The sequence below is a fragment of the Wolbachia endosymbiont (group B) of Gerris lacustris genome (assembly GCF_964028355.1).
Classification (GTDB): Bacteria; Pseudomonadota; Alphaproteobacteria; order Rickettsiales; family Anaplasmataceae; genus Wolbachia.
In genome coordinates this window covers 899,222-912,145 of record NZ_OZ034761.1, presented here as the reverse complement: position 1 = coordinate 912,145, position 12,924 = coordinate 899,222, and the positions used below count along the sequence as shown (strand labels likewise).

The following is a 12,924-nucleotide window of genomic DNA, read 5'->3' as shown; positions in this document are numbered from 1 at the left end:
TAACCCTCCTTTTAGACATATAATATTTTTAATGATCACTTAACCCCACATAAGATTGTTTACTAATCTCTACCTCAGCTAAATCACCACTTGGGCCAGGTATGTTTTTTTGATCTAGTTTTTCATCAGCAGACTTACCATAGGCTAAGAATCTATTTAACAAATTCTGATCTCCTTGCTCTAATATAGAACGTATGTAATCTGCTTGTTTGCAACTCATGAATTCTTTTATTTGATTAGAGTCCAGCTTATCTAGCACCGCCCATACCGGTTCCATAGTACTCTTCTTCACCCAACGTACTAATAGATTTGTATGAGAAAAAGATGAATCCATTACTTCTTCATTTATCACAAGTGCACGATGGCTATCAAACCCTTCCTTTATCCATATGTGCATGAAAAGCTTTTTAGCTGCATCTACATAATATCCTGAATAGTCTTGTATTCTTATAGAGTACAAACGGGTATGATAACTATTTTCTGAAATACTACCTGGTTGCAAATAATCAAATAACTTCTGAAATTTATCAAAGCTAAGCATATCTATCATTCTATTTAAAGAACCATAATGACCATTTTTCTCTAAATCTCTTTTTAAAAGCTCTGGATATTTGTCAGGATTTATCTGATTAAAGAGAAACTCAAACATATCTGGACAAACTCCACAGCCAGGTCCTGCTGCATATATTGCATTTTTCATCAAGATCTCATCTTTTTTTTGCGCACTCATTTCGTTTTCAGGTAATGATTTTATCTTATTCCAAAAGAATTCCACTGCCTCTGCCCGTTTCCAATCTATAGCACAGTAAAGCCCATACTCATATGGATGACGGCCTCTTAAATCCAACTTATCGAGATATCCGCTAATGAAATGTGACCAAAACTGCGCTAAAGGACCTTCTCCACAGCACTTAACTAAGTGTTTATACTCTAGTAAGCTACTTCTACCTTGAGCTAATAATTCCTCTTTTCTTTCCTCAAATATAGCTCGTATATCTTCTTCTAGGCAACAATCACATGCAATCTTGTACCTTGCAGTGCCAAATGGATTGGGGTTACTATCTGAACTCGGCGCAATTAATTTTTTACCTACCATTTGTCCATTGAGCTTAACTCCATGTAAATTATTAACTTTCTCCCAGCAATCTTCACTAGATAACACTCGTGCAAGAAAATTATTTCTTATTTCACCATACCCTGCATGTATCTTCCAACTTGCATAGCACCAACGTTCAATTTGAATAAGCTTAGATGCCCTGTAGGGATCATCTTCCTTAATAGATGAAAACAAAACTTCTGCAATGTCTCTACGATCCATAATTAACCCCTCTTTGATAAATAAATGAAAAAATATTGCACCTTATCAAGTATCATAATGAATTAGCCTCCATTACACTTTAGACATATTACTCCACCTTTAAAACCTGTCAATCACTATTTTAGAAAATTTTCTAACTCAAAGTGATTTTCGTTAAAAGGCTCTTAACAGGCTCAATACAGGATCTTTTGTTTGCTTTCAAATTTTGTTTTTATCATAAGTTTGCCTAATTCTTCCATAAGTAAACTAATATTAATTTAGCAAAATATATTATTAAGATCTCAGGTAAGATAACCGTTTTCAGCACTCAAAATCAAGGGTGGTGAGAAGTGTTTTTCTTGGGATGGCATGGTCTACCAAGTGATCCATACGAACTTTTTTTATAATGATTTTGCTATACGCTAAAGCTAGCCACACTAGCCTATTTCATCCACATCCACATACGAACTATTTTGCATAACTTTGTTGCAAAGATTTCAAGCTTCTATTTTTATAACCTTATTTTACGTGGCTTGTCCTCGCAAACGTATGACCTTTTTTGAAGGAGTAAATAATTGAAATCCTTATGACACTAAGTTGAATGTTTTCTATCCAATTTGAAATAAAAGATATTTTTCTACACCTATATACAACAAATTTGCTGTTCTAAAAAATACATAAAACTCTTGCTAATTATATCAAGTGTATAATAATCAAAACATGGATTTTTAGAGTGAGGTGAATTATGTATCCTAATGTACACGAAAGTAATGGTAATACTGAGTTACATTGTGCTGCTAAAGATGACAACTTAGAAGCAGTTCAAGCTTTACTAAACAAAGGTGCTGATGTTGAGGCACAAAACGATAATGGCGATACTGCTTTACATATAGCTGCTCAAGAAGGCCACTTAGAAATAGTTCAAGCTCTGTTAGATAAAGGAGCTAGTGTTGGAGAACAAAATAGCGAAGGCTGCACTGCTCTTCATTGTGCTACTGAAAATGGTTGCTTAGCAGTAGTTAAGTACTTTATAAATGAAAAAAGAATCAATATTAACCAAAAGAACGATGATAATGACACTCCTTTGCATATAGCTGCTGAAGATGGCCACTTAGAAGTAGTTCAATTTCTGTTAGAAAAAGGGGCTAGTGTTGAGGAACCAGGCAGCGAAGGATGTACTGCTTTGCATTATGCTGCTAGAGGAGGTCACTTAGAAATAGTTCAAGCTCTATTAAATAAAGGAGCTAGTGTTGAAAAACGAAATAGCGAAGGCTGTACTTCTCTCCATTGTGCTACTGAAAAGGGTTGCTTAGCAGTAGTTGAGTACTTTATAAATGAAAAAGGAATCAATGTTAACCAAAAGAACGATGATGATGATACTCCTTTACATATAGCTGCTAAAGATTGCCACTTAGAAGTAGTTCAATTTCTGTTAGAAAAAGGAGCTAGTGTTGAGGAACTAGGTAGCGGAGGATGTACTGCTTTGCATTATGCTGCTAGAGGGGGTCACTTAGACATAGTTCAAGTTCTATTAGAAAAAGGGGTTGATGTTGAGGCACAAAATGAGGAAGGTTCCACTGCTTTGCATATTGCTGCTGAAACTGGCCACTTAGAAGTAGCTCAGTATTTTATAGATGAAAAAGAAATCGATGTCAACCAAAAGGATTATGATGATGGAACTCCTTTGCATTATGCTGCTAGCGGTGGCAATTTAGAAGTAGTTCAACTTCTATTAGAAAAAGGGGCTAACGTTACCGCGTTAATGATAAACCTTGATACTACTTTGCATTGTGCTGCTAAAGGTGGCAACTTAGAAGTAGTTCAAGCTTTATTAGGCAAAGTGGCTAATATTAATGCACAAAACAGTTACAGTTATAGAGATACTGCTTTGCATATTGCTGCTGGATTTGGTCATTTGGAAGTAGTTCAATTTCTGTTAGAAAAGGGTGCTAGTTTTGACACACGAAACAACGAAGGATGTACTGCTTTGCATATTGCTGCTGAAACTGGTCACTTAGAAGTAGTTCAAGCTCTGTTAAAAAAAGGGGCTAACATTGAAGCAAAAAGCAAAAATGGCAGTACTGCGTTGCATGAAGCTGCTAGAATGGGTCGCTCAGACATAGTTCAATATCTTGTAGAGGAAAAAAAGGCTACTATTGACGTAAAGGACGTTGATTGTAATACCCCCCTGGATTTAGCTGATAGAAACGGCCACAAAAATATAGTTGAGTATCTTAATTTTCAAGAAAAGAAGCATTCTGAAACTTCAAAAGCAATAAAGACTAGTTTCTCTGTAGGTGTAATAGCCATGTTGACAGTAACTATGGGATGTATTGTTACTCATGTTAGTTTATCAATATTAGTTATTGCTGCATTGATAGTTGGAGCCATTGCTGGTGGCATGACATATGCAGTATTAAAGCCTAGTACTAAGCTAAGTGAATATGAAGTAGAGGGACAAAGTTTACCAGAAATCGATAACATCTTAAGAGCAAATGTTACATAGCTCTTGTTTTTTTATGTCAAGTATATAACAATAAAACATGAGGTTTTAAATCGAGGTAGAGTTATGAATTTTGACAATTTGGAAGAAATACTAGCTTTTATTGATGCTAACGTTGGTTTAAATGATAGTAATGTAGTTGGGGAAATAGAAGAGAAGTTAAAACAAGTAGATACATCTGGCCTATTACAGCTTGCTGTTTTGAAAAACAATAAACGAATAGTGGAGGCTCTTATACAAAAAGGGGCTGATGTTAATGGAATGGATATATACAATCGTGATCCATTATATTATGCTATCTTACATGGAAATACACGAATGGTAGAGGTCCTGATAAAAAATGGGGCAAGTGTTAGGAAGAAGTATAATGATGGAAGTACTCCTTTGCATCATGCTATCTTGGGTAACAAAACAAAAATAGTAGAGCACCTAATAAACAATGGGCCTGATCTTAATGCAGTAGATGAGAAAGGTAGGACTCCATTATACTTAGCTGGTCGAAATACAAAAATGATCTCGATTCTTATGAAGAATGGAGCATGTCCCTTACTGGAAAATAGAAATGTTGAATTTTTGAAGTATTTAATTGCACTCATTAAAGATGGTGATATAGAGAATTTGGAGAAGAGAGAAGCGAAACAGAAAGAAGAGCAAGTGGATGATGGATATGAATCACTTAAATACTCATTGCTGCTTAGTGATAACAGCTCTTTGATCTCTATTATAAAAAGGGAAGAATTCAATAATTTAATATCTGAGTGGTCTTCAGGTGCACCTGACTTAAAAGAGGGCCAAAAAAATTTGAATAAGGCGTTGTTAAGTCTCCTAAAAGACTTTCCATTTTCTAACATTACAAAGTTTGAGAATTTTTTACAAGATAACAAAAGTAATGATGATCTAAGGGTCGTTCTCAATCTTCAAAGAGGAAAGTCCAAGTTGACAATACTGCATGCAATACAAAGTATGGAGCATTTGGCAGTAGAAAAAGATATGGCCTGGGCAGTTGGAGCATTTATAACTTTACTTTTAAAAGCTGGAGCTGACCCTAACATAGTTAACAGTGAAGGACAAACACCTTTGCACTATGCTGCTTATTATAATACTTTAAATATACCTTTACTTCTGAACAAAGGAGCACGTAATCAACCTGACAAACAAGGAAAAACTCCTCTAGATATTGTAGTTATTAACAAAAAACCTTTTGAAGTGAATATTTTAGAACAAATCTTTTTAACTCAGGAGCAAATGAGAGCAAAAAGCCATTTAGAAAATATTTGCGGTCATAGCCTTGGCACTAACCAACTAAGAGAGTTTTTAAATCAGCATAGAGGAAATGAAGGTCTTAAAGAGATTTTAAATCTTCGTGATTGTAAAGGAAAGTCTCGTATTTTTCAAAAGATTAGAGATGTTTGTTATGGTGATAAGATTCGTTTTAAAGAAGCAGAAAGGTTGCTGTTAGAAGCAGGAGCAATTGATTACAAAGGATGGAAGGACAAAGAACATTTACCTAAAGATTCCGCTTTATGGAACATTTTAATATTAAACCAACGGGAGGAATTGAAAGCTTTTTTAGATATGGCCAATGCAACCGAAAACATGAACGAGTTAGAGCAAGTTGTAAAAAGAGCTATAGAAGCAGGAGTAATGCTGAACTTTGCTGTGTCAGGAAGTTTATATGACAAGAAATATGAGAGTAAATATGGCTTTGCAGATTGTGTAATAAGAAAAATTAGTGAATTAAAAAAGAACTCTAGAATTGCAAGTGATGTAGAGGTTGCTAGTCGTATAGTATGTAACTTAGTATCAAAAGGAGTAGTACTACATACCATAAGCAGCATCCTTGTCATTGATGAACTAGAAGAGTTTAAAAGCCACAAAGCTAATATGGTAAAAGCCTATGAAAGTTATGCAAAGCGTAGTTTGAAATTTATGGAAATTGTTAAAAGTGCAACTACTGGCAAGGTGAAAAATGTAAAAGTGGATAACTCTATTCTCTATTTGGAATATTCAGAAAATAGTGTAGTTGAGGTTGCGAAAATCATAAATGAAGCAAATTTAACTCATGGAAGTATAGAATCTAGAAGAGATGTAATAGCAATCGGTGAAAGTGAGGTAGAAATTATAACGGAAGATGGGATAAGAAATTATACTAATCTTACGGGCAATATAGTACTGACTTTCTATACTAGTTTGGGAAAGATAGACGTTAAACTGTATCCTGACGTACAAGATAAAAGCAAAATTATAGTAGAAGTGAGTAATAAAGAAGAAGTATTGGAAAAATTCAAAGGTCATGAAGAAGAATTAGGCGAGGATTGTGCACTTGGTGATTATGATGTCTACTATGCTATTGAACAGGGATATTTTGAAAGGTCTGGAAAATTAATGCATCCTGAAGTAATAAGCGAGTCTAACAACAAATGGACAGAACGTGAAGAGTTAAGAAGGGATTCTATGGAGGAAATTGCTAGAAGGCATAAGTTATTACAAGATTTACGCAATATTGAGTCTAATATTGTAAAAAAGGAGAAGAATTTTGACGTAAAAACTTACCTGATAGATATCTTTAAAATTTTATCTAGGTTCTATGAAGAAAAAGGGGATATTTCTAAAACAGACTTAGCTAAAGCAGCAGAAAAGGAAAGTAAAAAATTGGGGTTAGAAGGTAAATACAACTGGAGTAAAATTTTTGGTTTAGAGGAAGAAATTATTGAAAAGGCAGAAAAACAAGGTGATAAAGAGCAAAAATCAAACATACCTGATGACTTCTATTTAGGGCACGCAATCAATAATGGAAGCTGTTTTTTTGATTCATTCAGGCAAAGTCTGGAACAACAGAAGGGAATCAAAGTTACTGTAAAGCAGTTAAGGAATGAGTGTAAGAGATTTGCACAAGACAATCCTCCAGAGTGGTTTATAAGTAAAATTGGCAATGACTTTGATGAGGTTGAAGGTGAGTTCGTAAATCGTGGAATTACGTGTAACCAGTATATCAGTAGCATTGGAAAGAATGAATTTTGGGGACGTTCCGATATCGAGGGCAGAATACTTTGTGATAAGTATGGTGTGAAATTGCATGTTGCAGAAAGTAACCCATTGCACACTATTGATAAGCAACAAGATCCGTTCTTGCATCAGTTAATAGATAGCTCAGGATCAAAAGCAGGTAAGATAGATTATAGTCACAATAGTGTCTTACATATGGTAAATGGAGGCCATGATCATTTTCAACCCCTACTTTATAGAAATAAGGCCTTGGCAAAACAAACGCAAGAACAAAAAGATTCCTTATGCTATTCAAGCTTGCCAAGCTGTAGTATGGATGAGTTAAAGATAGAAAAAGCATCTCATCAACAGAAGGCACTGCTTGTAAGTAGACCATAGCTTTGTATATGATTTGTTACACAGCAATGATGGGAGAAGTTTATTTAGTAAGTTGAAAAAGAAACTATTTTATTTAAATAAGTTTACTTAATGTTTATGGATTTTCAAGTACACTCTCAGATTCAAAAGGGGCTATAGATTGCTCGACATGTACTATTTCCTGGAGTTGTGTGCTGAAGTTTAGAGTATTGCCTTTTTTGATGTTTAAAGAATTTTCCTCCAGATCTACCATTAAAATATGCAGCTAAAATTGGATACATTTTCTATCACTGTTGTATCCAATATGCTAAAATCTTCATCACTTATATTGATTTTTTTACATAATTGATTTTGTAACATTTATTTGCTCTTCTATATCAATTTCAACATCTTTTTGTGTGGCCCTTTGTAGTAGCTCCTTTTGCAATAACCTTTTTTAATTTTCTGGCACATATTCGATGTTTTTTTCATATTGTTGTTTTTATAAACGTTACGATGCTAATCCATAAAATTTCTCCACTTGCTCACTCCACAGCATCGGTATTTCTCTTAAATCAACTAACTTCAAATCTCTTGGCTGCCTCCCATGTACTATATCTTCTTTAATTTTTGGTGCTAAATAATTTAATCTTAAAATTTGTTGTATACGTCTTGTACCTATATTAATTTTGGCACTCAGCTCTTTCACACTTCTATATTTTCCCTCTTCTAGTTGCCGTTTCCAGGAATGGGCTCTTACCACTGCTTTCAGTAATGCATTGTTTGTTTTACCTTCTGGTTCTACTACCGTGCATTTATTTCCTTTCTTCTTTATTGGTATAAATTTTTCCTCTGATTCAGAACTCACCTCTATTCCATCCTCTCTCACCATTACTCCTTTTATTAACTTTTTCACTACTTCTTTCTGCTTTCCAAAACTTAAATTTTTCCATTTTTCTTCGGTCTTTTCTTTCCCATTTTCATATAGCTGCTCTGTCTTTCTCATTACTTCTTTTTCGACTTCTCCGGCTATTACATTTCGTTTTTCTGATTCACAACCTTTTCCCCTTAAATGGTTATTGCACACGTAATATCGGTACCTTTTATTCTCTTTTTTTGCGTATGTCAGTGTCATATTTACACCACAGCTTTTGCACTTGATTATTCCCTTTAGCAGTGCTTCCTCATATTTTGCTTTTCTATATGGCTGATTCTTTATCAATTCCTGCGCTTTTTGCCATTTTTCTTCTTCTATTATTGCTTCATGCTTTCCCTCATACTCTTTCTCATAATGCCGTATTTTTCCCATATATATTGGATTTGTTATTATTCTTCTCACCGTAGCCTTTTTAAAGATATCTGATTTTGTTCTGTAACCTTGACTATTTAGCTCCCTTGCCAACTCTGCCATTGACTTCAGCTCCAAATATCTTTCAAATATGTGCTCTACTATCTTCGCTTCTTTCTCATTTATTATTAATTCTTTATCTTTTACATCATATCCCAGCGGCAAAGTTCCACCCATCCATAAACCTTGTTCTTTTGATGTTGCTATTTTATTTTTTACTCTCTCCACTATCATTTCTCTTTCTAGTTGTGCTGCACCTGATAATACCGTTTGTACGAATTTTCCCATTGGCGTATTATTGTCAAATATCTGCGTTACTGCTACAAAATTTACTCTATGTCTTCTAAAAAATGACGTTACTTCGATGCTGTCTTTTGTTTCCCTTGATAACCTGTCTAACGTATATACTACCACACAGTCCACTTCTCCTGCCTTTACATCTTCAAATAACTCCTTTATTGCTGGTCTTTCTAAGTTTTTTCCTGAATAGCCGCCATCATCGTACCTTTTGGCCAATGCTACCCAGCCTTCTCTGCTCTTTATGTATTTTTCACATGCTACTCGTTGCGCGTCCAAGCTGTTGAATTTCTGCTCTAGACCATCTTCATTTGACTTCCTAGTATATATCGCACACCTTATTTCTTTTAGCATTTTCTCCTCTTCAGCTCCCATTTTTATCACGCATTCCAAACAATAACGGTCCGTTGTAACTCATTCCCATTATTTTTCCGGCTACTGCTGATAATGACGTATAAAATTCTTCTCTGTAGATTAAACCCTTATCTGTTACCATTACCGCATGTGTCTCTTCCCCTCTTTCTAATATTAGCTCTGTTCCTTCTACTGGCAGTTTGTCACTACTTATTCTCTTTCCCTTCTCTAGCCGATCTGCCAGATACTCTAGTCTTTTTGTCCCCTTTCTTGACATTTCTCCATACGCTTTTTCCTGCATTCTATAAGCTAATCTCGGTATCAGATATTTCTTTGAGTATCTAGGCGCTTCTTCCCCATATACCTTCTTCCATATTTTTCTCAGTTCTGCCAACGCTTTTTTCTCTAAATTCATTACTTTCTTTTCTGTTTCTTCCTCCATATTTTTAGCCTCTCATAAATAGCTTTTCAATCCTGTCTGTTTCTTTCTTTAATACCTCGGTTATCTCTTTACTATTTTTCGCATAATCCATTGCTATCATTCCGAACTTATCTTCTTGCTCTATTTCTGCTCCTGCTTCCACTAACTCTTTTACTATTTCTACTTTCCCCACCATACATGCAAAGTGCAATGGAGTGCATTTATTTTCATATTCTTTCGCATTTACATTCCCTCCTGATTTTATTAATTCTCTCACGGTTTCTAGATATTTCTCCGTTACCGCTAAGTGCAGTGCTGTGTATCCTTCTACATCTGCTGCATTCACATTCGCTCCTTTTTCGATTAATAACCTCACTGTTTTTGCGTCTACTGCATAATGTAGAACTGTTCTTCCATTCTCGTCTCTTTCATAAATATTTTTACTTGAGTTCTCTAATAGTGACTCCTCTTTTTCTTTTTTACTCATAATCTACCTCACCTTTTCTTTAAATTTTAACCCCTCTTTTAGGCCTTCTTTCTCACCACCTCATCTATCATTTCGTTCACTTGGCTCATTATCTTGCTTGCTAAATTTTGACATTCTTTCTTTATTAGCGATTTGTCTCTCTTCCTTATTTCTCCTATCTCTATTATTTTTAGCTCCGGCATGTAGCTCCCATTCAACATGTCTGCTATTTCTCCCACTAGCCCCTCTATTCCATAGCACGTCAGTTCTCTACTTTTTGTTATTCCTCCTTGTTCTCTCAGAAACTTACTCGCCTTTTCATTCTCTTCGCTATTCCATGAACAATACTTTTCACTTTCCCAGATGTAATACATTGGTGTTGCGCCATATTTATTCAGTTGATTAACCTCAGCCCCTGCCTTTACCAGCTCTTTTATTATTTCAACTCCTGCTCCTCCCATTTTACACGCAGAGTGCAATGGCGTACATCCGGTGATGTATTGAGTGGCATTTACTTCTGCTCCTTCCCTTAGCAGCACTTTTACATTTTCTAAGCTTTTTGCAAATACTGCACAGTGTAGTGGTGTATAACCATTTTTATCTCTTGCATTTACCTCTGCCCCTTTTTTTATTAATAATCTCACTGTTTTGTAATCAGAGATTTCTACTGCTTGGTGTAATATCGTCTCTCCTTCTTCATTTCTTTTATTAATGTTTTTAAACCCGTTACTTGATACTTCTTTAAAAAACTTACTCTTGCTAAAACTCATTTCATACCTCACAAAATTAGCTTTTCTAGCGCCAGATAAATTTCTTATATTTACCTGCTGCTATTCAAGTCATGTCCTTTTTAGCATGAGAAAGCAAGTCTTTTTCTTTTTATTTCATACACTTTTACCTATTATTAATATAATATATGAGGATCTAAATATAAGTATTTAACTTATTAGAGATATTACTTGACTATTTTTCCAACTTCTGTGCAAATGTCGATGTTCGTGCCACTTCAGTACTCCCGGGTAAAATACTAAAATGTGCTTTTCTAACTCGTGTATTGAGTCTTTTTGCTCTGAATCTGAGTCATTTTTATAGTAAACGTTGTGTTCTGCTAAAACATATTTTCTGACCTTCTGATCTGTATAATTTTCTACTTTGTAACGATGGATAATACTGAATCTTTCTAAAATTGGTTTGTGTTTTAAATTCCAACGTTGCCCTGAAAGTGTATCGCTTCCCAATACAAATTTATTTCCTCTTTCCTCTACACTACCAACTGGAAAACATGCGTTTATTTCTCCTAAATTCCAACTGTCTGATAAGACTATCTGTGCTTTTGCAAACTTTATTTCTGGCAATAAGCTCTGTGGTAATGGATGTAGTGCTTTTAAGTTATACCACTGATGATTTCTTTCATAGATGCCTTTGTAATCCTTCGTATGAGGCTCTGTTTCTCCAAGTACTGCTACATCTAATCGATATATGTCATTACTAAATGTTTGTTCATAATGGTTGCGTAGATAACTCTCTATAACCTTAATTGACGTAACACTAAACCTGAAGAAATTTACTCTTCCAAACGATAACACCGGTCCATCTTTTTCTATTTTTACCCCTGAATAGTCAGAAAGAAGATCTCCAAATAAACTCTCATCCAATATAAATCTCTGCGCATTATAATAATCGTTAAAAATCCTCATTAGCCGCGATCTTGCTGGTAATGATAGTTTTGCAAGTTCTACAACCGCATCTACAAAAAAGTTATTTGGAACATCTTTTATTCCTATCTGCAGCTCAAAGAAGTGCTTATACCAATTCCCGCTATACAAGCAACGAATAGACAATAATGGAAAAAAAGCCATACTGGAGTAAGTAAAATAGCGAGGTTTAGATGGCATTAAGATCAAAATTATTGGATGAAAAAGTGGTGGAATCAGCAAAAGAGATGCTGAAGAAAGTAAGAAATAATGCGTATGTTGCAAAAAAACTAAATGCTGTAATTGCAGCAAAAAAGCACAGTATAACAGCTGTAGCAAAAATATGTTGCATTTCGAGAAAGGCAATTACTACATGGATAAAGCACATAAAATTTGGAAGAGAAGAAAAATTATTTTCTCCACCTCAACGCCGTAGAAAAACTATATTGAACCAAAGTCAACTTGAACAAATTGAGGTGTGGATAGAGGAAAATCCCAATATTACTATTAGAGAAATGAGAATAAGAATCCAAGAAAGATTTGGTTTGAATATCAGCAAATCCACAATACATCGTAATATGCAAAGAATGAAATTCTCATATATCACACCAAGACCAGTTCATAGTGGACAGGATAAAAATAAGCAAGAGGAGTTTAAAAAAAAACCTCAATGAAACTATTGTCATGCATTCTGAAAAAGAGCTATTTTTCTTCGATGAATCACGGTTTGGTACACATTCAAAAGTTGGACATGGGTGGTTTAAAAAAGGCAGTAGGACACAGGTTAAGGTAAAATTAGGTAGGGAAAATTTTTATCTCTATAGTGCAGTTAATCCCAGAAATGGAGAGAATTTTAGCTTATTTGCACCAAACGTCAACACTGCTTGTATAAATATATTCCTTGAACAGATGTCGCAATATTTAGGAATACGAAAGGCTTTTCTCGTGATGGATTGCGCTAGTTGGCATAAGTCAAAAAGTTTAAAGATACCTAAAAATATCGAAATTATATACCTACCACCATACTCACCTGACCTCAATCCTGTTGAGAGGTTTTGGTTATATATAAAACAGAACATTTTGCGCAATAAAATCTACGATACAATTGTTCTGCTTGAGAGCGCTTTGTGTAAATTTATTACCTCTCTTTCCCCTTCCACGGTTAAACAACTCTGCAATGCTTCTTATTTGGTTCATTAATA

General features: G+C 34.8%; 9 protein-coding genes. 3 read left to right on the top strand and 6 right to left on the bottom strand.

What is annotated here, in order from left to right; all coding sequences use genetic code 11:
• Positions 1-28: 28 nt before the first annotated feature.
• Positions 29-1,318: a hypothetical protein gene (locus ABWU62_RS04680; protein WP_353287687.1), complete on the bottom strand. Its 1,290-nt coding sequence runs from the start codon at positions 1,316-1,318 to the stop codon at positions 29-31.
• A 724-nt stretch (positions 1,319-2,042) separates the two neighbouring features.
• Here ABWU62_RS04680 and ABWU62_RS04675 point away from each other — a divergent pair.
• The gene (locus ABWU62_RS04675) at positions 2,043-3,803 is read left to right on the top strand and encodes an ankyrin repeat domain-containing protein (RefSeq protein ID WP_353287686.1); all 1,761 of its coding nucleotides are present in this window, start codon (positions 2,043-2,045) and stop codon (positions 3,801-3,803) included.
• Positions 3,804-3,866: 63 nt separating this feature from the next.
• Positions 3,867-7,184, top strand: a complete 3,318-nt coding sequence (locus tag ABWU62_RS04670) for an ankyrin repeat domain-containing protein (RefSeq protein WP_353287685.1) — start codon at positions 3,867-3,869, stop codon at positions 7,182-7,184.
• Between the two features lie 469 nt (positions 7,185-7,653).
• Here ABWU62_RS04670 and ABWU62_RS04665 read toward each other — a convergent pair whose 3' ends face one another.
• The 5 genes from ABWU62_RS04665 to ABWU62_RS04645 form a co-directional block, all read right to left on the bottom strand.
• The gene (locus ABWU62_RS04665; protein ID WP_353288166.1) at positions 7,654-9,141 is read right to left on the bottom strand and encodes a recombinase family protein; all 1,488 of its coding nucleotides are present in this window, start codon (positions 9,139-9,141) and stop codon (positions 7,654-7,656) included.
• A gap of 10 nt (positions 9,142-9,151) precedes the next feature.
• The gene (locus ABWU62_RS04660; RefSeq protein ID WP_353287684.1) at positions 9,152-9,583 is read right to left on the bottom strand and encodes a DUF2924 domain-containing protein; all 432 of its coding nucleotides are present in this window, start codon (positions 9,581-9,583) and stop codon (positions 9,152-9,154) included.
• Positions 9,584-9,587: 4 nt separating this feature from the next.
• Entirely contained in the window at positions 9,588-10,049 is a 462-nt protein-coding gene (locus ABWU62_RS04655; RefSeq protein ID WP_353287683.1) for an ankyrin repeat domain-containing protein, read from the bottom strand.
• A 38-nt stretch (positions 10,050-10,087) separates the two neighbouring features.
• Positions 10,088-10,798: an ankyrin repeat domain-containing protein gene (locus tag ABWU62_RS04650; protein WP_353287682.1), complete on the bottom strand. Its 711-nt coding sequence runs from the start codon at positions 10,796-10,798 to the stop codon at positions 10,088-10,090.
• 168 nt (positions 10,799-10,966) lie between these two features.
• Complete coding sequence (locus ABWU62_RS04645) at positions 10,967-11,887, bottom strand: phage tail protein (protein WP_353288165.1); 921 nt, start codon at positions 11,885-11,887, stop codon at positions 10,967-10,969.
• Positions 11,888-11,916: 29 nt separating this feature from the next.
• On the opposite strand from ABWU62_RS04645, the gene ABWU62_RS04640 reads away from it, so the two are divergent.
• Positions 11,917-12,922, top strand: a protein-coding gene (locus ABWU62_RS04640) for an IS630 family transposase (protein ID WP_353287090.1) whose coding sequence is annotated in 2 segments (ribosomal slippage) — positions 11,917-12,378 and positions 12,380-12,922 — 1,005 coding nt in all. Because the reading frame shifts where the segments join, the coding sequence is not laid out codon by codon here.
• Positions 12,923-12,924: the final 2 nt, after the last annotated feature.

What these genes read in the sequence shown, in the direction of transcription:
- ABWU62_RS04650 (WP_353287682.1), bottom strand. Translation starts at nt 10,798, where the DNA reads ATGAGTTTTAGCAAGAGTAAGTTTTTTAAAGAAGTATCAAGTAACGGG.
- ABWU62_RS04675 (WP_353287686.1), top strand. Translation starts at nt 2,043, where the DNA reads ATGTATCCTAATGTACACGAAAGTAATGGTAATACTGAGTTACATTGT.
- ABWU62_RS04660 (WP_353287684.1), bottom strand. Translation starts at nt 9,583, where the DNA reads ATGGAGGAAGAAACAGAAAAGAAAGTAATGAATTTAGAGAAAAAAGCG.
- ABWU62_RS04670 (WP_353287685.1), top strand. Translation starts at nt 3,867, where the DNA reads ATGAATTTTGACAATTTGGAAGAAATACTAGCTTTTATTGATGCTAAC.
- ABWU62_RS04645 (WP_353288165.1), bottom strand. Translation starts at nt 11,887, where the DNA reads ATGGCTTTTTTTCCATTATTGTCTATTCGTTGCTTGTATAGCGGGAAT.
- ABWU62_RS04665 (WP_353288166.1), bottom strand. Translation starts at nt 9,141, where the DNA reads ATGCTAAAAGAAATAAGGTGTGCGATATATACTAGGAAGTCAAATGAA.
- ABWU62_RS04655 (WP_353287683.1), bottom strand. Translation starts at nt 10,049, where the DNA reads ATGAGTAAAAAAGAAAAAGAGGAGTCACTATTAGAGAACTCAAGTAAA.
- ABWU62_RS04680 (WP_353287687.1), bottom strand. Translation starts at nt 1,318, where the DNA reads ATGGATCGTAGAGACATTGCAGAAGTTTTGTTTTCATCTATTAAGGAA.